The following is a 21,779-nucleotide window of genomic DNA, read 5'->3' as shown; positions in this document are numbered from 1 at the left end:
GAATCGTTCGAGTCGACCGCGCGTGGCCGGCAGCCGGCGAAAATATCATGTCGTTGCCACCTCTCCAGGCTCATGCGCGGCAGACGACGTTGCGTCGAGCCCGCCGCGTTCGGTTCGCGTTCGCGCCGCCGATCTCCGGATGCCGTCGCGCCCGACACTCGCCGTCGCCGCGCGACGGCCCGCTCGCCGGCCCCGCGCGCGACGCCCGGCCTGGAGCGCCCTGCCGGATCGCTCACGACGGCCCGCCATCGATCGCCGGTCAGCGCATCGGCTTCGCTTCGTCGAGCGCCAGGTTCAGCTTCAACACGTTGACGCGCGGTTCGCCCAGCACGCCGAGCTGGCGCCCGCTCGTGCCGCCGGCAATCAGGCGGCTGACCTGATCGACGGACAAGCCCCGCGCTTTCGCCACCCGCTCCGCCTGATAGGCCGCCGCGGCCGGCGTGATCTCCGGATCGAGGCCGCTGCCCGACGACGTGACGAGATCCACCGGAATCGGCTTCGACACGTCCGTTCCCGCGGCCTTGAGCGCGTCGATCCGCCCTTTCGCTTCTTCGGCGAGCGCCGGGTTCGTGGGCCCGAGATTCGAGCCGTTCGATCCCTGCGCGTTGTACGGATTCGGCGTGGTCGCCGACAGACGCCCCCAGAAATACTGCGGCGCATCGAACTGCTGACCGATGACGGCCGAGCCGATCGCCCTTGCGTCGCGCGTGAGCAGGCTGCCGTTCGCCTGCCACGGAAACACGGCCTGCCCGATCCCGGTCACGACGAGCGGATAGAGGCCGCCCGTGATCAGCGTCAGCGCGGCGAACAGCACGAGCACCGGCCGAATCAGCGTCTTCATGATGTCGCTCCCCCGTTATGCCCAACCGAGCGCGGTCAGGATCACGTCGATCAGCTTGATGAACGGGAACGGCAACAGAATGCCGCCGAGCCCGTAGATCAGCAGATTGCGGCGCAGCAGCGCCGACGCGCCGAGCGGGCGATACTTCACGCCCTTCAACGCGAGCGGGATCAGCGCGACGATGATGAGCGCATTGAAGATCACCGCGGACAGGATCGCCGACGACGGCGACGTCAGACGCATGATGTCCAGCACGCCCAACTGCGGATACGTGGTCGCGAACGCCGCCGGAATGATCGCGAAATACTTCGCGACGTCGTTCGCGATCGAGAACGTCGTGAGCGAGCCGCGCGTCATCAGCATCTGCTTGCCGATCTCGACGACTTCGATCAGCTTCGTCGGGTTCGAGTCGAGATCCACCATGTTGCCCGCTTCCTTCGCCGCTTGCGTGCCCGTGTTCATCGCGACGGCCACGTCCGCCTGCGCGAGCGCCGGCGCGTCGTTCGTGCCGTCGCCCGTCATCGCGACGAGCCGCCCTTGCGCCTGATGCTCGCGAATCGTCGTGAGCTTCGTTTCCGGCGTCGCCTCGGACAGGAAATCGTCGACGCCCGCCTCCGCCGCGATCGCCGCGGCGGTGAGCCGGTTGTCGCCCGTCACCATGATGGTCTTGATGCCCATCTTGCGCAGCTCGGCGAAGCGCTCCTTGATGCCGCCCTTCACGATGTCCTTCAATTCGATCGTGCCGAGCACGCGCGAGATGCCGTCGCGCAATTCGGCGACGACGAGCGGCGTGCTGCCGCGCCGCGCGATGTCCTTCACGATGCTGTCGACTTCGGCGGGCACGCTGCCGTTGTGCGCTTCCATGTAGTGCTTGATCGCGTCGGCCGCGCCCTTGCGTATCTCGCGGCTCGGCGCCCCGGCGGAAGCCCCTGCGGGGGACAGGTCGACGCCGCTCATTCGGGTCTGCGCGGAGAACGACAGGAACACGGCGTGCAGCGCGGCCATGTCGCGCTGGCGGATGTTGAAGCGCTGCTTCGCGAGCACGACGATGCTGCGGCCCTCCGGCGTCTCGTCGGCGAGCGACGCCAGTTGCGCGGCATCGGCGAACGCCTCCTCGGTCACGGTCGACACCGGGTAGAACGCCGACGCCTGACGGTTGCCGAGCGTGATCGTGCCCGTCTTGTCGAGCAACAGCACGTCGACGTCGCCCGCCGCCTCGACCGCGCGCCCCGACGTCGCGATCACGTTCGCCTGCATCATCCGGCTCATGCCCGCCACGCCGATCGCGGACAGCAGGCCGCCGATCGTCGTCGGAATCAGGCACACGAGCAGCGCGACGAGCGCGGTGATCGTGACGGGATGGCCCGCCTTGGCTGCCGCGACCGAGAAGATCGAGAACGGCAGCAGCGTCGCCGTCGCGAGCAGCAGCACGATCGTCAGCGCGACGAGCAGGATCGTGAGCGCGATCTCGTTGGGCGTCTTCTTGCGCTTCGCGCCCTCGACCATCGCGATCATCCGGTCGAGAAACGCCTCGCCCGGGTTCGCCGTCACCCGGACGACGATCCAGTCGGACAGCACGCGCGTGCCGCCCGTCACCGACGAGAAATCGCCGCCCGATTCGCGGATCACGGGTGCCGATTCGCCGGTGATCGCCGATTCGTCGACCGACGCGACGCCTTCGATCACCTCGCCGTCCGCGGGAATCGCATCGCCCGCCTCGACGAGCACGACGTCGCCGCGGCGCAGGTCGCTCGCGGTCATGATGCGGATCGGCGATTTCGGGTGCGGCCCCTCGAGCTTCTTCGCCATCACGTCGTGCCGCGCGGCGCGCAACGATGCCGCCTGCGCCTTCGAGCGCCCTTCGGCGAGCGCCTCGGCGAAGTTCGCGAACAGCACGGTGAACCACAGCCACAGCGCGACCGCGAGAATGAAGCCCGCGGGCGCCTCGGCGTCGCCGCGCAGCGCGGCGATCCACAGGACCGTCGTCAGGATGCTGCCGACGTACACGCAGAACATCACCGGGTTGCGCAACTGCGTGCGCGGCGCGAGCTTGCGCAACGAATCGACCAAAGCCGGCCGGACGATGGCCGGATCGAACATCGAGCGCGCCGCGAGGCGCGCGTGCCCGAGGTTGTCGGGGCGATGTTGCGATGCTTGGTTATCCTGAATCATGTCTACCTCGCCATGAACGACGTCAATGACCGGCGATCATCATCAGATGCTCGACGACCGGGCCGAGCGCGAGCGCCGGCACATAGGTCAGCGCGCCGACGAGCAGCACCGTGCCGAGCAGCAGCACGACGAACAGCGGACCGTGCGTCGGCAGCGTGCCGGCCGTCACCGCGATGCGCTTCTTGTCCGCGAGCGAGCCCGCGATCGCGAGCACCGGAATGATCGTGCCGAGGCGGCCGAACCACATCGCGATCGCGAGCGTCACGTTGTAGAACGGCGTGTTGACCGAGAGGCCCGCGAACGCGCTGCCGTTGTTGTTCGCGGCCGAGCTGTACGCGTAGAGAATCTCCGAGAAGCCGTGCGGGCCCGGATTCGCGACGCCCGCCACGCCGGCCGCCGACAGCACGGCGACCGACGCGCCGACGAGCACGAGGAGCGGCGTCAGCAGAACGGCAATCGACACCATCTTCATCTCGTACGATTCGATCTTCTTGCCGACGTACTCCGGCGTTCGTCCGATCATCAGCCCGGCGACGAACACCGCCAGCAACGCGAAGACGAGCATTCCATAGAGTCCGGAACCCACCCCGCCGAAGATCACTTCGCCGAGTTGGATCAGCATCAGCGGGACGAATCCGCCCAGCGGCGTCAACGAATCGTGCATGTTGTTCACCGCACCGCACGACGCCGCCGTCGTGGCGACGGTGAAGATGCCCGACTGCGCGATGCCGAATCGGGTTTCCTTGCCTTCCATGTTGCCGCCGTCCTGAACGGGCGACGCGCGCTGATCGACGTTCAGCGTCGTGAAGACGGGATTGCCGGCCTGCTCCGCGGATATTTCGCCCCAGCACGCAACGGCGAACGCGATCGTCATCGCCGCGAGAATCGCATGGCCCTGCCGGCGGTCGCCCACCATGCGGCCGAACACGACGCACAACGCGGCGGGGATGATCAGTATCGCGATCATCTGCGTGAAATTGGCGACGGGCGTGGGATTCTCGTAAGGATGCGCGGAGTTTGCATTGAAGAATCCGCCGCCGTTCGTGCCGAGCATCTTGATCGCTTCCTGCGATGCGACGGGCCCCATCGCGATCGTCTGCTTGTCGGCCGTGAAGTCCGCCATCACCGCATTGCCCTTCGCGTCCTTGACCGGATTGCCTTGCGCGTCCGTCTTGGGCGCCTGGTAGTGCGTGACCTGCAACGTCGGCACGTCGACATACGACGAGAAGTTCTGGATCGCGCCCTGGCTCACGAGCGCGACGGCGACGACGAGCGCGGCCGGCATGAGGATATAGAGCGTGATGCGCGTGAAGTCGACCCAGAAGTTGCCGATCGTCTTCGACGTATGGCGCGCGAAGCCTCGGATCAATGCGACCACGACGGCAATGCCCGTGGCCGCCGAAAAGAAATTCTGCACCGTCAGCGCGGCCATCTGCGTCAGATAGCTGACGGTCTGCTCCGGCGTGTAGTCCTGCCAGTTGGTGTTCGTGACGAAGCTCACCGCGGTGTTGAACGCGGCGTCCGGCGTCATCGGGCCGAATGCTTGCGGATTGCCCGGCAGCCATTGCTGGATGCGCAACACGCCGTACACGACGACGACGCCGAGCGCGTTGAACGCGACGACGGCCATCGCGTATTGCCGCCACGACATCTCCGCGGCGGAATCGACGCCGGCTAGCCTGTACAGCGCGGTCTCGACCGGTCGCCCTACGCGGAGCACGATCGCCGACTTGCCGTCGAGCACATTCGCCATGTATCGCCCGAGCGGAATCGCCAGCGCGATCAATAAGACGATAAAAATGCCCGTCTGGATCGAATTGTTCAGGTTCATTCGAGATCCTCCGCGCGCAGAAGCGCATAGAGGAGATAGACGAACAAGACGGCCGTCGCGGCGCCCGCGAGCCACATCATCCAGGCACTCATGAGCGGCCTCCCGACGTGCGGCGCAGTTTGTCGCAACCGGCGATCATCGCGGCGATCAAGCCGCCGAATACGCCGATGGCGATGAGGTAAAGGAGATCCATGGTCGCGCCTCCAAGCGGAAACCCGCTAAACCCAGCGTATGAGAGCCACGGTAAACTTCCCGAAAAACCGAAGCGCGGGACTATAAAAGTTGCGTAAACAGAAACGGCGGAGGCGTCGGGTGAGAGAAAGCGAATGCGCGCCGTCGCATCGGAGCGTCGAGCAACTTCGAGCGGCTCGATGCGAAATGAATAGAACCCCTGATCACTTCGGCGCAGCACGCCTGCGTCGGCGTCCCGCGCTCGGACGTAGCTTAGTCACGCGTTTTTACAGACAATTGACGTGAGTCAACTCTGTGACCAACGCCGAAATTTTGCATCGCCGCGTCGAACGCGGTTCGACTTCGTTTCGTTTTCTGTTCGAACTTCAATACGCCGGCAGACGTATCGATGGGGTCGCCTCGGATTCGGATTCGGATTCGGAGGCGTTCGGCGTTCGGCGTTCGGCGTTCGGCGTTCGGCGTTGGACCACCACGAATCTCGCCATGCATAGCCGTTCACGTTTCGGAGCTCAATCAAGAATGGATAGCGAGAATTCGCGATCTTTCGACGGGACGCCTGAGCGCTAGCGCTCCCGCGCTCAAGTCGTGAATGCGTGAGTGCATGAATGCATGAATGCGCATTCACCCGCGCCTGACTGCAGGTGACGGAAAGCGGCATCCGCAAGGCGTGCGGATTCGCAAGAGGCACGCCATCGCCTCTCTTCAACCGTGAACGCACACCGTCGGCGATGCCGCGACCGCGTGCGGACCACGATGATTCGTCCGGATGCGATGCGCCGCGTGTCGGTGAGGCGCGCCGGCGCGAACGTGGCGGCGCCGCGGCGACGGCCGAGCGCGTGCGCCTGCATCGCGCTCTCGACATTCCGCCGCCCCGCGCTACGCGCGGAACACGCATCGACAAGCGCGCCGCCCCATCCTCATTTACGACCTTTTTACTTGTCACCGGATCGCGGCTCAATAAAATATCAACCGTAATCCAACCGAGAGCCGGCGACATGACCATCCGATGTCCTCGTCCCCCAAGTTGCATCGCTACCTGACAGGCAGGACGCAAGCTCTTTTCCTCGAGCCATCGTCCTGCCGAAAGGCGGGCGGTGCGCACCGCTAGCTACCCTTCCCGAGTGTCCTTCGGCCCGCAGGAATGGCCCGGCTGCCGCAACTCCGGCGGCAGCGCGCCATGCGGGGCTGCGTTCGCTCGCGGAAACCGCAACGCGCGCACGATGCCCGCGTTCCGAGGCGCGGCACGTCGCCATCGAGCTGATATCTGGCAATGGCCTTCCGACGGCGTCGACGCGCCCGGGCCGAATCCCGAGAGCCGGGACGGGCCGACCGTCGACACGACGCGGCTCCTGCTCTTCGCCCGCCCCTTCGGACTTCGCATCGTTTTGCGCGTGGCGAACGATGCGATACGCATGTGCGCCATGCGTGTTGAAGAAAGGATTGCTGATGAACGAGTTCCATGGAAATTCGGCGCCGGCGAGCATGCCGCGGCTGAGCGCGCATGAAATGGCGGCGCTGATGCTGCTCGAACATGCGCCCGTCGAAATCGAGCGGGGAACGCTCGACATGACGATGCTCCGCGACGCAGGGCTGGCGGAACTGATCGATCGGGAAAAGGGCGCGCCCAAGTTCTCGATCACGCGGAAAGGAAAAGTCCTGCTGCGCATCCTGAGCGAATTGATCCCGCGGGAGAGCGTCGGGCGGCCGAGCCGGCGATCCTGATTTCGAGCGCGCGTCGCCGAACGCGTGAGAGGCAACATGTGCATCGCCGCAACACGCGCCGGACGGCTCGAGCGATTTTGATTCACGGGCATGCCCGCTCGCATGCATTGCATTCGACGAATCTGGAGCATCGACATGTTTGAAATCAACAAGAACTACACGCGCGAATTCATCCACACGGCCTGCGGCGGCAGCAAGCAGGCGTTTTTGCCCACGAAGAACGGCAAGGTCGTCGCCGCCTGCCTGCGGACGGATCTCAATCCGCAAGCGCCCGATGTCATCATCTGCGACGGCAGCGCTTCGGCAAGAGCCGCCGGCAGGACGCTCGCCAATCAGGGCGGCGCCATTCCCGTGTTCATCAAGATGGAGACGGACGCGTTTCGTTTCATCGGCCTGTTTGCGGTCAGCGAATCGTTGACCGCACCGCTCGACTGCACGCCTTTTGTGCGCAACAGCGGGTTCACGACTGGTCAGGTTTCGCGCGTCCTGAAGATGAAACGTTGCGAATAGGCGCGAGTGAAAATAGGCGCGAGTGAAGGCGGCGCGGACGAGCGTTCGGCGTCCGGCCGCCGCGCGATTCCCGGTGAGCGGCTCGGGCGCTTGCGCCCCGCGCGGCGTTTCCGTCGTCGCGCTGGCGCGCGATCGCCTGCGACACGAACGCTGGGGCTTTCGCCGCACTGATCGGCACGCCTGCGAATGCGTTCTTCGCGCAACGCGCATGTCCGCGTTGCGCGCGCGATCAGCAAACTCCGGCCGGGGGCTCGCAACACAATGGCGACGTCGACGTGCGAAACGACTCGAGGCCGCAGGAAACACATCGGAAACGAACCGGAAACGATCGACCGCGAATTCGGGAAGACCGTCCTTCGCGAACGAGCAACGAGCCTCTATCGCGAATCGCTCGCTCCCCGCGGCGGTTCCTCGGCTCGCGCATCGCGCCGCGAAGCCACCGAGCACGAGCGCGACGATTCCCGTCGCGCGCCGCACGGGATGAGAACCTCGCATCGATCTCCCGGCGGCGGCCCATGATGTGCCGCCTATCGCCCAGGGCGTGGCCCCTTCCGCGCGAACTCGGCGACGATCGGGCCATAATCCTCGAGCGGCGGAAACGTCGCGAAACCGTGCATCGCGCCGGTCCTCGCCCAAGGCAGCGCCTCGCTGGTATAGGTCTCGACGTAAGGTGTGAACCATCCGAAATCGTCGAGCATCGACGGGCGAACGTTGACGAATCCCATGCTGGGTTCGAGCTCGGTGAACACCCAGCTCTTGCACCAGTCACAATGCCGGTGACGGATCTGCTCGCCGTGCAGGCCGCCGACAACCGGCTCGCCTTCAGTCACGCGAAAACCCTGCGTGGGAATCGCCATCGACAGCGAGAAGGCGCTTGCGCTCATCTTCTGGCAACCGGTGCAGTGACACGCCATCGTCAGCAGCGGCGGTGCGGTGATCTCGAAGCGCAGCCTTGCGCAGCGGCATCCGCCCGTCCAGGGCAATTTCCAGTCTTCCATTGCGCTCTCTTCGTTGGTGGACAATCGAGGATGGGCCATCCTATTACGGATCGGGAAAGGCGATCAACGCGCATCGCGCATGCCGAAGCCGAAGCCGAAGCCGAAGCCGCAGCCGATGCCGATGCCGGTGCGTCGCGGCTTCGCCGACGAAACCGCCGGCGTGAGCGCATGCGTTTCGTGTTCGGCGTGACGGTGCCGGTCGAAAACCCGTTTTCGAGCGCGGTGCGGATCGAACAAGCCGCGCAGATTCGCTCCGTTCGACGGCGAAATCGCGCGGCACGGCGAGCGCCGCCATATCGCATCGTCGCATTGTCGAAGGGCGCGCATCGGATATCGCTTCGGACATCGCTCGCACCAGCACGAACTTCCGGCTGCCGCCGATAGCGGCTTGAAGAAACCTCTCGATCGATGCGACCGCGAGCACACGATTCGGCGCTCGATCGGCGGCGACGCGAGGCGGCTCCACGTCACCGCCTCGTCGACATCGCCGCGGCGACAATTGCCTTACGCCGCGAGCGCAAACGCGGCCGCCACCGCGAACGGAGCGATTACGCGGCGGGGGCGAACCGGTTCTCGCGATCACGTCGATCGTTTGTCCCGATGCACCGCCGAGCGCGCGGACCTATCATGAAATCGGTGCTCCGCCGATCCCCAGGGAGGCGATCATGACGACGCGCTCCGACTCCGTCCGAATCCGAACCGCATGGCGCGGCGCGGTGTTGTCCGCGTGCGCGGCCGCGCTCGCCGCATGCACGATCACGCTGCCGCCGCCGCACGGCGCAGTCGTCGTGCCGAGCGTGCCGTCGATGAGCGCCACCGAATACCGTGCGGCCGTCGCCGAGCGCATCGCCAATCGCAATTCGGATCGCATCCTGCGCGGCACGCCCCAGGCGATGCTGCGCTCGCTCGTGGTCGTCGCGTTCACCGTCGATCGCAACGGGCAGCTCGTGAAATCGGCCGTCTATCGCAGCAACGGCGACGACGAAGCGGAAGGCATCGCGCTCGCGTCGCTGCGCCGCGCCGCGCCGCTGCCGCCGCCGCCCGCGAAGATGCTCGACGGGCGCGGCCAGGTCGAATTGATGGAAAGCTGGCTCTTCAACGACAACGGCCAGTTCCAGTTGCGCACGAAAGCGGCGCCGCAAGCGCAGACGCTCAACTGAACCGGACGCGGGCGCGAACCGCCGTTCCCGTCCGCCCGCGCGCCGCCGCACGCGGCGCGACGGCTCGCGCCCGCGTCGCTATAATTTCCCGCACCCCGTTCGGCCGCAAGGCCCGCTAGCGCGTCGCGCCTATCCGGCAAGCCGCGCCACGCATCGACGACACGCGGGCACGCAAAGGCCCGCATGGGCATGGCGTGCGCCGTCGCACGGCCGCGCGCGAACCGCCGGCATGCGCCGCCCGCTTCGCGTCGCACCCGACTCTCGATTCGAATCAAGGAGCGACGGCCGCCGCTCGCGCGCGACGAGCGATGCGCGAGCCGCCGGGCGTCGTACCGCCACAACCGGAGACCCGCATGTCGGATACCCGTCTTTCCGCTCCCGCCGCCGCGCCGCGCGCAGCCGGCACGACGAGCCATCGGCGCATCGTGTTCGCGAGCTTCATCGGCACGGCGATCGAGTTCTACGACTTCTACGTATACGCGACGGCCGCCGCGCTCGTGATCGGTCCCGTGTTCTTCCCGCACGGCTCGGCGACCGCGCAGGCGCTGTCCGCGTTCGTCACGTTCGGCATCGCGTTCATCGCGCGGCCGATCGGCTCGTTCCTGTTCGGCCACTTCGGCGACCGGATCGGCCGCAAATCGACGCTCGTCGCGTCGCTGCTCGTGATGGGCGTGTCGACGACGGCGATCGGCCTCGTGCCCGGCTACGACGCGATCGGCGCGCTCGCGCCGGTGCTGCTCTGCGTGCTGCGCTTCGGCCAGGGCATCGGCCTCGGCGGCGAATGGGGCGGCGCCGCGCTCCTCGCGACCGAGCACGCGCCCGCCGGCAAGCGCGGCTGGTTCGGGATGTTCCCGCAGCTCGGCCCGTCGATCGGCTTTCTCGCATCGAACGGCCTCTTCTTCGCGCTCGCGCTCACGCTGTCCGACGAGCAGTTCCGCTCGTGGGGCTGGCGCATTCCGTTTCTCGTGAGCGCGGCGCTCGTCGCGGTCGGCCTGTACGTGCGCCTGAAGATCGCCGAGACGCCCGCATTCCAGGCCGCGCTCGACCGGCACGAGCGCGTGCGCGTGCCGATCGCCGCGCTCGTCGCGCACCACTGGCGGCCGACGCTGCTCGGCGCGCTCGCGATGGTCGTCTGCTACACGCTCTTTTACATCTCGACGGTGTTCTCGCTGTCGTACGGCGTCGCGACGCTGCATTTCTCGCGCCAGAGCTTTCTCGGCCTGCTGTGCTTCGCGGTGCTGTTCATGGCGCTCGCGACGCCGCTCGCCGCCGCGGCCGCCGACCGCTTCGGCCGCAAGCCTGTGCTGATCGCGGGCTCGATCGCCGCGCTGCTGTCGGGCTTCACGATGGCGCCCCTTCTCGGCAGCGGCTCGACGGCGCTCGTCGCGCTGTTCCTGACGATCGAGCTGTTCTTGATGGGAGTGACGTTCGCGCCGATGGGCGCACTGCTGCCGGAACTGTTTCCGACCAACGTCCGCTACACGGGCGCGGGCGTCGCGTACAACCTGGGCGGCATTCTCGGCGCGTCGATCGCGCCGTACATCGCGCAGCTGCTCGCCGCGCGCGGCGGGCTCGCGTGGGTAGGCGGCTACGTGTCGGTCGCGGCGGCGATCAGCCTCGTCGGCGTGCTGCTGATGCGCGAGACGCGCGACGCGAAGCTGACCTGAACGCGCGAGCGACGGGCGGGCCGCGCGATCCGGATCGTGCCCCCCCGCCCGCGTCGAACGAGCGGCGGCCGGCCGCGTTTTCGTTACGCGTCGCCGTGCCTATACTCGATGGACGAACGCCTGCCGCGCAGCGCGGCGAGCGCGACGCATTCGGCATCAGCCGACAGGAGCCGCCGCGATGGACCTCATTCGCCTGCAGAACTCCGATCTCGTGTTGATTCTCGCGCTGTCGCTCGGCGGCGCGCTGCTGCTTGCCGCGCACTTCAGGCCGAAAAGCTGGCTCGGCATCGCGCTCGAAGCGCTCGCCGCGAACCTCGCGGCCATTGCGGCCGTGATCGCGTTCGAATTACTGATGTCTTGAGCGCGCCGCGCCCGGCGAACGGGCCGCGCATGCCCGCGCACGCCTACATCGCGGCGACGCGCCGCGGCTCCTCCATCGTGCCCGCCGGATAGACGCGCTCGACCGCGCCGAGCACGTCGTCGACGCTCGGCGTGGAGCCTTCGTCCCCGATCGACAGCGACTGTGGCGCGCCGCCCACGCCCAGATGCTGGCGCGACGTCGCGCGAAAGATCATGACGGTCGGCTTCTCGAGCGCGTGCGACATGTGAACGAAGCCGGTATCGACGCCGACGACGAGCGTCGCGCGATCGATCTTGCGCGCGACGTCCGTGAGCGTCAGCTTGGGCAGCACGACGGCGCCCGGCGCGTGCGCGGCGATCCGCTGCGCCTCCTCGCGCTCGTGCTCGCCACCCCACGGCAGCAGCACGTGCAGCCCGCGGGCGAGCATCTCGCGCGCGAGCGCGCCCCAGTGATCGGCCGGCCAGCGCTTGTCGTCGTTCGACGTCGCGTGAAAGAACAGCGCATACGGCCCGGCCGGCTCCGCGTGCGCCGCGAGCGGCGCCGTATGCGGCTCGCGCGACTCCGGCGGCACTTCGAGCAGGTAATCGGCGCGGCCCTGCGGCTCGTAGCCGAGCGCCTCGCCGGCGCTCACGCGCATGCCGTGCCACGCATCGCAAGCGGGGCGCGGGCCGAAGCGCCCGTTGTACGCGAACATCGCGCCGAGCTCGCCGAGATCCTGATTCCGGTAGCCGTAGCGCCGGCGCGCGCGCGCGAGAAACGAAATGATCGCGCTCTTGTAGACTCCGTGAAGGTCGATCACCGCATCGTAACGGTATGCGCGCAGCTCGCCGATCGAAGCCGCGATCACCTGCAGGTCCGCGCGGCTGCGCGCCTTCTTGAAACGCCGCAGCGGCGCGCACAGCACGCGGCTCACGCCGGTGCTCCAGCGCACGACGTCGGCGCACGATTCGTCGACGGCCCAATCCACCTGCACGCCCGGAAACGCGCGATGGATGTCCGCGACGACGGGCAGCGTCTGCACGACATCGCCGAGCGATGTCACCTTCACAATGAGAATACGTTTCATTTGTATGTGGATGTCTCCAGCTTGTTAGTTTGGCATTCTAATTAGATCGAATCGCAGAAGACAAAAATTACAATCAAATTACGATCACTCGACGTCGTCGCGGCCATGCATTGCGCTCCTTATAATTTCGTTTTTGCTCGCATCACTGCCCATGCAACGCCCTCGCCTGATTCCAACTCTCACGCGCCGCACGCAGCGGATCTGGCGCCAGTACGGCGTGTTCTGGCTCGGCGCGATCGCGGTGGGCCTGATGGCCGTCATGTATGCGCGGCTCATCGATTGGGGCTACGATGCGTTCCGCACGCTCGAGCGCGGCCGCCCGTGGCTGCCGTTCCTGCTGACGCCCGCCGTCGCCGCGCTGTCCGTCTGGCTCACGCGCCGCTTCTTTCGCGGCGCGGAAGGCAGCGGGATTCCTCAGGTGATCGCCACGCTGCACGCACAGCCTAGCGCGTTCGGCTCGCGGTTGCTAACGCTGCGCATCCTGTTCGGCAAGATCCTGATCTCGTGGCTCGGCATCGTCGGCGGCTTCACGATCGGCCGCGAAGGGCCGACCGTGCAGATCGGCGCATCGCTGATGTTCAACCTGCGCCGCTTCTACCCGCGCTCGAACGCGCTGATCGAACGGCAGCTCGTGCTCGCGGGCGCGGCGGCGGGCCTGTCCGCGGCGTTCAACACGCCGCTCGCGGGAATCGTGTTCGCAATCGAGGAGTTGAGCCGCAGCTTCTCGGCGCGCGCGAGCGGCGTGCTCATCACCGCGATCATCATCGCCGGCGTGATCGCGCTCGGCATGAACGGCAACTACACGTACTTCGGCACGATCGACATCGGCCTGCAATTTCCGAAAATGCTCGCGCCCGCCGTGCTGCTCACGGCGCTCGTCACGGGCGTCGCAGGCGGCCTGTTCGGCTGGCTGCTGCTCAACACCGGCCGCTGGCTGCCCGCGCGGCTGCTGACGCTCTACCGCGAGCGTCCGATCGTGTTCGCGGCGGCGTGCGGCGTCGCGATCGCCGCCGTCGGCGTCGCATCCGGCGGCACGACGTTCGGCAGCGGCTACGCGCAGGCGCGCGGGCTCCTCGACGGCCGCGAACAACTGCCCGTCCTGTATCCGTTGCTCAAAATGGCTTCGATGGTCGCGTCGTATCTGCCCGGGATTCCGGGCGGGATCTTCGCGCCGTCGCTGTCGATCGGCGCGGGCTTCGGCAATCTGCTGCACTACGTGTTCAGCGGGATGCATCTGCCGATGCTGATCGCCCTCGCGATGGTCGGCTATCTCGCGGCCGTCACGCAATCGCCGATCACGTCGTTCGTGATCGTGATGGAGATGATCAACGGCCACGCGCTCGTGATCTCGCTGATGGCGACCGCGCTGATCGCGAGCCGCGTGTCGCGCCTGTTCGTGCCGCCCCTCTACGAAACGCTCGCCGAGCGCTATCTGAAGCCGCCGCAGCCGAAGCACGCGGCGGCCGCGCCCGCCGCCGCCGCTCCCGCGCACACCGGCATCACGGCGCTCAAGATGCCCGAAGACGCCGAGTCGGCGCCCGCCGATCCGCTCGATACGCTGCGCGACGACGGCACGCCGGCCGCCGACGCGAACGATACGGCGACGATGGAAAAGCTCGGCGGCGCGAATGCCGCGACGCACGCCGCCGATGCGGCGAGCGAGGCCGACGCCTCGCGTGCGGCCCCGCTCGCGCAAGCGGACTCGGCTTCGGCGCTCGACGCAGACGGCGAGCCGACGGCGCGCGCCGACGCCTCCCCGCCGCAGTCGAACGGCGCACCGCATCGCGAGCCGCCGCATCGCCCGGCTCAATAGATCACGACGGGCGCCGGCCGGTAGTACACCGGCCGCGCCGGCACGATGACGCAGCCGGCCAGCGTCAGCGCGACGAGCGCAAGCGCGAACAAGGTTCGTTTCATCGCCCGGCCCTCCTCAAGCCCAGTGGCCGCGAATCCAGACCCAGCCCGGCCCGCGCTGCGCCCAGTGGCCCGGCTCCCAGTGCAGGCCGACGCGCTCGGCTTCCCAATGCCCGGCGATCCACACGTAGCGGCCATGATCCCAGCGCCAGTGGCCGCGATCCCACACATAGCCGACACGCGGCTCGGGCACGACCTCGTAGCGCACGGGCGGCGGCGCGCTCGGCGCAACGACGACGACTTCCGCGGCGGCCGGCTCGACGACGACGCCCGGCGCCGCCTGCGCAACGATGATCTCGCCGGCGCTCGCGGCGAGCGGCGCGGCGACCGCGCAAAGGCCCCCGCCCGCGACGACGAACGGCAGCACGACACGATGAAGAGAGAAAGACATCCTTGCCTCCGAGAATGTGATTGGATACGCGACGAGAGCGTATCCATTCAATGCTCGGGAAGGCGTAACGGCGGACAGACGCTGCGTTACGGGAGGCCCGAAAGTGCAACGAGAAGTAAGGCCTCGCGCGGCGGCCACGCACCGCGCGCGATGAGGCGGGAAATGCGTCAGGCTTGCGGAATCTCGATCTTCACTTCGAGCACTTCCAGATCGTCCTGGCGCTCGAGGCTCACGCGGATGTCATCGTTCGAAATCTTCACGTACTTCGAAATGACCGCGACGAGCTCCTTTTGCAGCGCAGGCAGATAATCGGCGGGCGGGCGGCCGCCCACGCGTTCGTGCGCGATGATGAGCTGCAAGCGCTCCTTCGCGACGGCCGCGGACTTCTTCTTTTCACCGAGCAGAAACGACAGAATCGACATGACGCGCCTCCGTTACTTGGAGCCGAAGAGGCGCTGCAGCAGGCCCGGCTTCTGATAGTCGGTGAAACGCAGCGGTTTGTCCTCGCCGAGGAAGCGCGCGACGATGTCCTTGTAGGCTTCCGCGACGTCGGTGCCGTCGAGGTGGACGGCGGGCAGGCCCTGGTTCGACGCGTGCAGCACTGCTTCGGACTCCGGCACGACGCCGATCAGCTTGATGCGCAGGATCTCGCTGATGTCGTCGAGCGACAGCATCTCGCCTTCGGTCACGCGTTTCGGGTTGTAGCGGGTGATGAGCAGGTGCTCCCGGATCGGATCTTTGCCTTCCGTCGCGCGCTTCGTCTTCGACGACAGGATGCCGAGGATGCGGTCCGAGTCTCGCACCGACGACACTTCCGGGTTCGTCACGACAAGCGCCTCGTCCGCGAAGTACATCGCATGCAGCGCGCCCGACTCGATGCCCGCGGGCGAATCACAGATGATGAATTCGAAATCCATCGCGATCAGGTCGTTGATGACCTTCTCGACGCCCTCGCGCGTCAGCGCTTCCTTGTCGCGCGTCTGCGACGCGGGCAGGATGTGCAGGTTCTCGCACTTCTTGTCCTTGATGAGCGCCTGGTTCAGGTTCGCTTCGCCCTGGATCACGTTGACGAGATCGTAGACGACGCGGCGCTCGCAGCCCATGATGAGGTCGAGATTGCGCAGACCGACGTCGAAATCGATCACGGCCGTCTTGTGACCGCGCAGCGCGAGACCGGAAGCGAAGCTCGCGCTCGTCGTCGTCTTGCCCACGCCGCCCTTGCCCGAAGTCACCACGATGATTTTTGCCATTTACCTACCCTGTGTTCGTCAATGAGGACCGACCGACCCGATTGCCGCGCCACGCGTGTTACGTGAGGCGCAGCGGTTCGATCATCAGTTTTTCCTGTTCCAACCGGATCTGCACCGACTTGCCGAGTACGTCGGCCGGCAGCGGGTTCTCGGTGGTCCGATAGATACCCGCGATCGAGATCAGCTCCGGTTCGAGACACGTGCAGAAGATGCGCGCGTCGTGATTGCCGTGCACGCCCGCGAGAGCGCGGCCGCGCAACGGCGCGTAGATGTGGATGTTGCCTTCCGCGATGACCTCGGCGCCGTAACTGACCGGGCCGAGCACCACGAGATCTCCCTTCGCGTAAATCTGTTGTCCTGAACGCAGCGGCTTGTCGATGACGAGCGTCGCCGATTGCGGCGCGGCGGCGGGCGCGGCGCTCGCCGACTGCGCGGGCGCCTCGACGCCGGACGGGCCGGCTTCGGCGAAGAGCGCGGCCTGCCCGGCGGCTGGCGCGTCCTGCTCCGCCGGCTGCGCGGGCGCGTCGTCCGCCGCCTTCGGCGCCGACGTGCGCCGATCGCGCGCCTCGAGAAGCGGCAAGTCCCCGCCCGCCGCCCATGCGTGCTGGCCGGGCTGCGCGACCACGCCGATCGTCCGCATCCGCACGTCGTTCAGCATCCGGCGGATTTCGTCGAGCGGGACGCGTTCGTTGTCCGCGAGCCGCCGCACGTCGATCGCGACGACGTCGTCCGCAAAAAATTCGGGTGTCGCTTCGAAACGCTTGACCAACTCGGCGCGCAACGCATCGAGGTCGGCGGTTTTCACGATGAACAGCAACGTGTCGACCGAACCGCTGCGCAGTTCGAAGAATGGCGATTTTTTAAGCGACATGGACGTCCTGCAAAAAAATTTTGCGTATTTTACAGGCGTCCACGCCGGGGGCCATCATTTTCGGGCGCGCCGGGCGCCCGCGCGGCGCGGCGCCCGCCCGCGACGCCCGGTCCGGGCGCGGCAAGGAGGGAACGGGATCGGTTCGCACGCCGCTTACGCGTGCTCGCGCCAGACAAACAGCGATTTCATCGCGCCGGGCACGCGGGTGATAGGCGCCCGCTCGCCGGTGTCGGCGAAGCCGACGTGCTCGTAGAAACGGATCGCGCTGCGGTTCTGGTCGGCGATCCACGCGCAGATCTCGACGGCGCCGCGCGACGCGAGCCACGAGCGCGCCGTGTCGACGAGCAGCACGCCGCCGCGCAGGTGACGCACCGCGTGCGCGACCCACAGCTCGCTCACGAACGCGCGACGCGCGGGCGTGCTGTCGAAATACGCGCCGATCATGCCGGCCGGATGGCCTTCGGTGTACAACACGAACGTGGTCGATTCGTCGGACGTCGCGCGCTGCTGCGCGATCGCCGCCGCTCTCGCGGCGTCGACGGCCAGCTCGGCTTCCGGCGTCTCGCCGCTCGCATAGGGCTCGCGCAGCGAGGCGGCGCGCAGTTCGCGATACACGCCGCCTTGATCCGCGGCAATACGACGAACAGTCAAGGTCGAACTCATGCAGGCACAGCCCCCTTCGGACAGCAAGCCGTTAGCTTCAACCGAAAGCGGGGCATGAGTCAAATCGTAATTTCCGAATGGCTGCGAAATGTCGTCGATAAGCACGATATCGCGCGCAATTTCGCGCTTATGCGGCAGCGCAGCAATATGCGATGAACCGATCTGCCGGCTGTCGCGTCGCACGGGCGCGGACGTCGCCTCACCGGTCCGCCGACACGAGGGCGACCATGCGCACGGCCGCGCACGTCCGCGCCGAATGCCCGAACAGGCGAGCCGTGTCGGTAACGGCAACGCCGCGCTCATCGGCGGGCCGACGCGGAACGAAACGACGCGCATCCGTCCGGGCCCGAAGCGCCCTGCCCCATGGATGCAGGGGCATCGAGCGGCTGCGGCACGGAAATCCGGTGGTTCCCGAAGGCGCAAAGCCGCGTAGCGTATGAAAAAGCCCGCAACGTCGCGGGCTTTCCACTTGCAACGCAGGAGGCCGCGTGCGCAGTCGGCTTGCGGCGGGCCGGTTTCCGCCCGGAACCAACAGCTGCGGCGCACGGGCGAACCGCCACCTCGCGTTGCGTCGGGCGCACGCCCCGCCCTATTGGGCGCTAAAGGGCATCGTTCCCAACGAGGACAGCACGTACGTGCCGTCTGCGTTCAGATATGAGCGAACGCCGTTCAGCAAAATCTGCCCTTGCTGAGTCATGACGCCGCTCCACGTGTCCTGAATGCAATAAGGCCAGTTGGCAGGCCGAATATTCGCGATGAACGCGATGCTGTTGGGCGTGGTCACGTTGCCCACGTAGTTCCAGATTCCGGCGAGCACGCCGAAGGTCTGCTGCCCCTGCGGCGTGTATTTCGAAACGTAGCTTCCGCCGAATGTCCCGTTCCCTTCGTTTGCGTTGGCGATCGTCAACGTGAAAGCGCCGTCCTGGGATTTATAAGTTCCATTGATGTTCATGTGATTCTCCTTTTACCGAGTACACGTACATTTAGAACCTCTGGTGAGGGCGACAAGCGTCGGCCAGTCGCATCGCCGACGCATCGCCCTCTCTTCTCATTGGGCTCGCAATCGAATTGGCGGTGCAACTACCAGAAATGATAGGGAGACCGAAAGTCGCCCCTGCATCATCGCTCTGTCGCATGGAAAACTCGTGGCGCCGGCGCGGTGCAAAGCCGGGCGCTTCGTCGACGCGCGACGTTACAACGACGACGGCAAAGCCGCGGGCGCATGAGGTTACTGAGCAAGCGAATCACGACTCCGCGTTCCGGTTTGCGCTGAGTCTCTTGGGTGGATGCGTCGGGGGCTCGCGCCTCGTCGGCGCGGGCCGCGTCGGCGATGATTCGAACGTGACACGGCTGCTTGCGGGTAGGTTCGAAGCCGCGATTGCGGCATTGAATCGCGATTCGCGACTCAAGGTTGTGACTTCGCCGAATCTGCGCGTGCGATCGAGGCAGGTATGCGTTGACATGTTGAAACGTCGAGCAATCGGCGCCGATCGTGGTGCCGCGCCGTATCCCGGCGCGACGGCGCGCGCCGGCATGGAGCCTGAAGTATCGGAATGAAGACGCGATCTTCCCGGTTCAGCCAACCGCTCAGGCGAGCATGATCGGCTTGACTGTGACAAAGGAGATAAACGATTTCGTGCGCACGACGACCGGCGTCAGTAATTCGCCGACGAAGAACACGCGCGAGTTCGAATCGTCGCTCAGCGTGAAGGATGGCGACGCGGTACTCATCGGCGGGGGAACTGGTGTCGATGCGCCCGGCCAGGCTCTCAAAATCCCACGCCGCGTTCCTGCATCCCATCGATGCTGCTCAGCATGTGTTTGACCGCGCAATGCGGTCGAGCTGGTAGACGGCTAGCGTGTCGCCGCGCTTGAGATTTCTGGGGAGCGTGTCTGGAACGGGTCGTCGCAGCGTTGCGCGGAGCCGTTTTTCTTGTGGAATGCGTCGACGCCGGTCTTCGCCGACGCTTCGATCCGCGCACGCGTTTCCTGTTCTTGAGCGGAAACTCCGGCGTAATCGATGCTCGTATGGCATAAAAAAACGCCGGATTCTTCCATAGAATCCGGCGCTTCCTTAAGAGCAATCCGAGATTGCTCTCTCATCTGGCGGAAAGGGTGGATTACGAACCCAAAGCCGCCAATCGACAGGATGCCCGCCAGTGCTGCCGCAACGCCGCTTTCGGTCGACGCGTCGACGGCGCGCGACTGATCGCTGCCGCTGTTCGCCGTGACGGTTGCGGCTTTCGCGTCAGTCGAGGTCATCAAAGAGGTCGCGAGTGCGAGTGTCACGGACGCGGTGACCCCCGCCGCGCGCAGGTTTCCCAATGCTCGTGCCCACGCTGGCGCGTGCTTCGAGTCCATGCCTTGCTCCACCTCTGCGAGGGTTTCCAGCGGGGGAAGTCCAGCTAGTTCGGCCAGCAGCAGAATTTCGCCCGCATCCGGCTTGCGGTCGCCCGACCGCCACTTGGAGAGGCGCGATTGCTCGATGCCCATTTGCTCGGCAACTGCGCCGAGCGAGCCGTGCTTGCGCTTTGCAGCGTCGAGTAGTTCGCCAATCGTCATACGGATATCCTTGACAATTTTCCCAACTGTCCAAATAATTCGTCTCGTTTGCACAGATGGGAAAAAATTTTCCCATCTGTCACGGCCAGCAGTCTATCAGCTTGGGCGGAAAGGTAAACCCGCCCGGGGCGGCGGTCGGGTTGAGGTGGTCTGCGTGGCTCGTGGGGCGCGTTTCGGTGTTCGGTTATGCCTCGTTAGCCGTGCTCTTTCGGCCCCACGGAGTGCACGGTTTTGGCGGGCGGCCTTTTGGCCCCCGCCCTTTTTGAAGCGGTCCGCCCACGCGGCGGGAAAACTACAACGTCTCGGGGGCCTTCATGGCGAAGCAAGGGCTTGACAAGTACACGGCCGACATGTTCGGCAACCGACCGGGGCGTCCGGCGAAGCCCAATGCGATGACCGGTGCTCAGCGCGCGGCGAACTTCCGCGCCCGCCGTCGCCTGATTCCCGTTATGCGTAACGAAAATTCCTGCGAGTGGTGTGGCGCGGACGAGCGCGGTTGCAGCGTCTGCGGCCTGCCGCCGTCCCAAGTCAAGTAAGCCTGAGGTCGAGCATGGGCAAGTTGAAGAACGCACTTCAGTCCGGGGCCATTCGCACTCCTAAATCCGACTCGCGCAGCGGCGGTGCCGCTCCTGCCCGCAGCGGCAGCGAGGACAGCAGCGGCACCGCCGCTGCTTTTTGCCCCCCCCGGACTAACAGGGGGGGAACGGAACGGCCGGCGATCGCGACGGTGCAAGAGCTACAGCTCGTCATGACGGATACCGGCGAATTGAAAACGATCCTCGTCCGTCGACCGACCAACGAACAGGTCGCAATGGTCGACACGCTTCGTTTCACGGTCGGCGAGGAAACATGGAACCGGACGGCCGGCATTCAGCTTGTTGCCGATGAGGCGTTTATCTTCGAAGCGAGCAAGCACCTTACTAAGATTTTCGGCTTCGGCGTCACGCGCGACCTGAAGAAGAGTCGCGACTTCTATACGAATGCGTGGGAACTCGGTGAGAACTTTGGTCACGTCGCCTTTGGTGGCGCGAGCCAGCGCGGAACGATGCTCATCAACCTGAGCGGTCAGGGCTGCATTGCAGCCAAAGCCGGTTGGGAGTCACGCCTCCACGATTTCCTTGTCGATACAGCCGTTCGGCCGACGATCACGCGCGTTGACCTCGCGCATGACTGCATGCAAGGCGAGTACACGGTCGATCAGGTCGACAACTGGTATGACGATGGTCTGTTCACGTGCTCGGTGAACGCCCCGCATCATGAGCACAAGGGCGACTGGAAGAAGCCGAACGGCAAGGGTCGTAGCGTGTACATCGGCTTGCGCCGAAACGGAAAGTTGTGCCGTGCCTATGAGAAGGGCCGCGAGCAAGGTGACGCGAATTCCGAATGGCTGCGCATCGAGGTTGAATTTCGTAACAACAAGCGGGTTATCCCGCTCGACGTGCTGCTTGATCCTTCGAGCTACTTCGTGGGTGCGTATCCATGCCTGCGGCTACTCGATGCATCACGTACGCCGGAAAAGATTGAGATCAAGGTAAGCGCGAGACCAGTACCGTCTAGGAGCGTTCGATGACGAATGTCATGATGTCCGTCGAAGGACACGAATGACCG

The 21,779-nt window shown here is 66.0% G+C and carries 25 protein-coding genes; 11 read left to right on the top strand and 14 right to left on the bottom strand.

Translation table 11 applies throughout. From position 1 onward, the window contains the following. Positions 1-259: 259 nt before the first annotated feature. From kdpC to WS91_RS36970, 5 genes are all read right to left on the bottom strand, one after another. Positions 260-841, bottom strand: coding sequence for a potassium-transporting ATPase subunit KdpC (gene kdpC, locus WS91_RS24285; protein ID WP_038750976.1), 582 nt, complete (start codon positions 839-841; stop codon positions 260-262). A 15-nt stretch (positions 842-856) separates the two neighbouring features. After that, on the bottom strand, positions 857-2,941 hold the full coding sequence (gene kdpB / locus WS91_RS24280; RefSeq protein ID WP_059584640.1) for a potassium-transporting ATPase subunit KdpB: 2,085 nt from the start codon (positions 2,939-2,941) through the stop codon (positions 857-859). Positions 2,942-3,035: 94 nt separating this feature from the next. Continuing rightward, positions 3,036-4,844: a potassium-transporting ATPase subunit KdpA gene (kdpA, locus tag WS91_RS24275; protein ID WP_059644937.1), complete on the bottom strand. Its 1,809-nt coding sequence runs from the start codon at positions 4,842-4,844 to the stop codon at positions 3,036-3,038. Next, the gene (kdpF, locus tag WS91_RS24270) at positions 4,841-4,936 is read right to left on the bottom strand and encodes a K(+)-transporting ATPase subunit F (RefSeq protein ID WP_038745678.1); all 96 of its coding nucleotides are present in this window, start codon (positions 4,934-4,936) and stop codon (positions 4,841-4,843) included. The genes kdpA and kdpF overlap by 4 nt, the downstream gene beginning before the upstream one ends. Continuing rightward, positions 4,933-5,037 carry a potassium ABC transporter ATPase gene (locus tag WS91_RS36970; RefSeq protein WP_197419483.1) on the bottom strand — a complete coding sequence of 35 codons (105 nt, stop codon included), beginning with the start codon at positions 5,035-5,037 and terminating at the stop codon, positions 4,933-4,935. Before WS91_RS36970 ends, kdpF begins: the two co-directional genes overlap by 4 nt. Before the next feature lie 1,445 nt (positions 5,038-6,482). Here WS91_RS36970 and WS91_RS24265 point away from each other — a divergent pair. After that, positions 6,483-6,758: a hypothetical protein gene (locus tag WS91_RS24265; RefSeq protein WP_038745822.1), complete on the top strand. Its 276-nt coding sequence runs from the start codon at positions 6,483-6,485 to the stop codon at positions 6,756-6,758. Positions 6,759-6,893: 135 nt separating this feature from the next. After that, positions 6,894-7,268, top strand: a complete 375-nt coding sequence (locus WS91_RS24260; RefSeq protein WP_038745680.1) for a hypothetical protein — start codon at positions 6,894-6,896, stop codon at positions 7,266-7,268. Positions 7,269-7,795: 527 nt separating this feature from the next. Here WS91_RS24260 and WS91_RS24255 read toward each other — a convergent pair. After that, on the bottom strand, positions 7,796-8,266 hold the full coding sequence (locus tag WS91_RS24255; protein ID WP_038745682.1) for a GFA family protein: 471 nt from the start codon (positions 8,264-8,266) through the stop codon (positions 7,796-7,798). Between the two features lie 30 nt (positions 8,267-8,296). Here WS91_RS24255 and WS91_RS36965 point away from each other — a divergent pair, with 30 nt between their 5' ends. The 4 genes from WS91_RS36965 to WS91_RS24235 all read left to right on the top strand — a co-directional run bounded on the left by WS91_RS36965 (position 8,297) and on the right by WS91_RS24235 (position 11,454). Continuing rightward, a complete protein-coding gene (locus WS91_RS36965) occupies positions 8,297-8,650 on the top strand; it encodes a hypothetical protein (protein ID WP_197422275.1) in 354 nt (117 codons plus the stop codon). A 281-nt stretch (positions 8,651-8,931) separates the two neighbouring features. Then, positions 8,932-9,426, top strand: coding sequence for a TonB family protein (locus tag WS91_RS24245; RefSeq protein ID WP_038745686.1), 495 nt, complete (start codon positions 8,932-8,934; stop codon positions 9,424-9,426). Positions 9,427-9,779: 353 nt separating this feature from the next. Continuing rightward, positions 9,780-11,093 (top strand): MFS transporter, encoded by a 1,314-nt coding sequence (locus tag WS91_RS24240; protein ID WP_059671209.1) that lies wholly within the window; start codon positions 9,780-9,782, stop codon positions 11,091-11,093. A gap of 178 nt (positions 11,094-11,271) precedes the next feature. Further along, positions 11,272-11,454 (top strand): hypothetical protein, encoded by a 183-nt coding sequence (locus WS91_RS24235; protein ID WP_038745688.1) that lies wholly within the window; start codon positions 11,272-11,274, stop codon positions 11,452-11,454. Positions 11,455-11,497: 43 nt separating this feature from the next. Here the strand turns inward: WS91_RS24235 and waaC are convergent, their stop codons facing one another. Then, positions 11,498-12,520 (bottom strand): lipopolysaccharide heptosyltransferase I, encoded by a 1,023-nt coding sequence (gene waaC / locus WS91_RS24230; protein WP_038745690.1) that lies wholly within the window; start codon positions 12,518-12,520, stop codon positions 11,498-11,500. Between the two features lie 151 nt (positions 12,521-12,671). On the opposite strand from waaC, the gene WS91_RS24225 reads away from it, so the two are divergent. After that, positions 12,672-14,333 carry a chloride channel protein gene (locus WS91_RS24225; RefSeq protein WP_059584446.1) on the top strand — a complete coding sequence of 554 codons (1,662 nt, stop codon included), beginning with the start codon at positions 12,672-12,674 and terminating at the stop codon, positions 14,331-14,333. 117 nt (positions 14,334-14,450) lie between these two features. On the opposite strand, the gene WS91_RS24220 is transcribed toward WS91_RS24225, so the two are convergent. From WS91_RS24220 to WS91_RS24195, 6 genes are all read right to left on the bottom strand, one after another. Beyond that, positions 14,451-14,825 carry a YXWGXW repeat-containing protein gene (locus WS91_RS24220; RefSeq protein WP_059584444.1) on the bottom strand — a complete coding sequence of 125 codons (375 nt, stop codon included), beginning with the start codon at positions 14,823-14,825 and terminating at the stop codon, positions 14,451-14,453. A 167-nt stretch (positions 14,826-14,992) separates the two neighbouring features. Beyond that, complete coding sequence (gene minE / locus WS91_RS24215) at positions 14,993-15,247, bottom strand: cell division topological specificity factor MinE (RefSeq protein WP_004186076.1); 255 nt, start codon at positions 15,245-15,247, stop codon at positions 14,993-14,995. 12 nt (positions 15,248-15,259) lie between these two features. Continuing rightward, positions 15,260-16,075, bottom strand: a complete 816-nt coding sequence (minD, locus tag WS91_RS24210; RefSeq protein WP_038745698.1) for a septum site-determining protein MinD — start codon at positions 16,073-16,075, stop codon at positions 15,260-15,262. 58 nt (positions 16,076-16,133) lie between these two features. Continuing rightward, entirely contained in the window at positions 16,134-16,946 is an 813-nt protein-coding gene (minC, locus tag WS91_RS24205) for a septum site-determining protein MinC (RefSeq protein WP_059671187.1), read from the bottom strand. A gap of 153 nt (positions 16,947-17,099) precedes the next feature. Beyond that, positions 17,100-17,912 carry a GNAT family N-acetyltransferase gene (locus tag WS91_RS24200; RefSeq protein ID WP_442854959.1) on the bottom strand — a complete coding sequence of 271 codons (813 nt, stop codon included), beginning with the start codon at positions 17,910-17,912 and terminating at the stop codon, positions 17,100-17,102. Positions 17,913-18,198: 286 nt separating this feature from the next. Further along, a complete protein-coding gene (locus tag WS91_RS24195; protein WP_038745704.1) occupies positions 18,199-18,561 on the bottom strand; it encodes a hypothetical protein in 363 nt (120 codons plus the stop codon). 182 nt (positions 18,562-18,743) lie between these two features. Here WS91_RS24195 and WS91_RS36265 point away from each other — a divergent pair, with 182 nt between their 5' ends. Then, entirely contained in the window at positions 18,744-19,166 is a 423-nt protein-coding gene (locus WS91_RS36265; protein WP_152611655.1) for a hypothetical protein, read from the top strand. Between the two features lie 40 nt (positions 19,167-19,206). Next, positions 19,207-19,434, top strand: a complete 228-nt coding sequence (locus WS91_RS36260; protein WP_156432460.1) for a hypothetical protein — start codon at positions 19,207-19,209, stop codon at positions 19,432-19,434. Positions 19,435-19,463: 29 nt separating this feature from the next. On the opposite strand, the gene WS91_RS37585 is transcribed toward WS91_RS36260, so the two are convergent. Next, entirely contained in the window at positions 19,464-20,171 is a 708-nt protein-coding gene (locus WS91_RS37585; protein WP_059671186.1) for a helix-turn-helix domain-containing protein, read from the bottom strand. A gap of 314 nt (positions 20,172-20,485) precedes the next feature. Between WS91_RS37585 and WS91_RS36250 the strand changes: the two genes are divergently transcribed. Together WS91_RS36250 and WS91_RS24185 are read left to right on the top strand one after the other, a co-directional pair. Further along, a complete protein-coding gene (locus tag WS91_RS36250) occupies positions 20,486-20,707 on the top strand; it encodes a hypothetical protein (RefSeq protein ID WP_011852025.1) in 222 nt (73 codons plus the stop codon). Positions 20,708-20,721: 14 nt separating this feature from the next. Then, positions 20,722-21,741 (top strand): replication initiation factor domain-containing protein, encoded by a 1,020-nt coding sequence (locus WS91_RS24185; RefSeq protein ID WP_231752084.1) that lies wholly within the window; start codon positions 20,722-20,724, stop codon positions 21,739-21,741. Positions 21,742-21,779 lie beyond the last annotated feature (38 nt).

The organism is Burkholderia sp. MSMB1498 (assembly GCF_001526245.1).
Classification (GTDB): Bacteria; Pseudomonadota; Gammaproteobacteria; order Burkholderiales; family Burkholderiaceae; genus Burkholderia; species Burkholderia savannae.
Note: the sequence above shows the minus strand (reverse complement) of the source record. Positions and strands in the feature narration are given on the sequence as shown.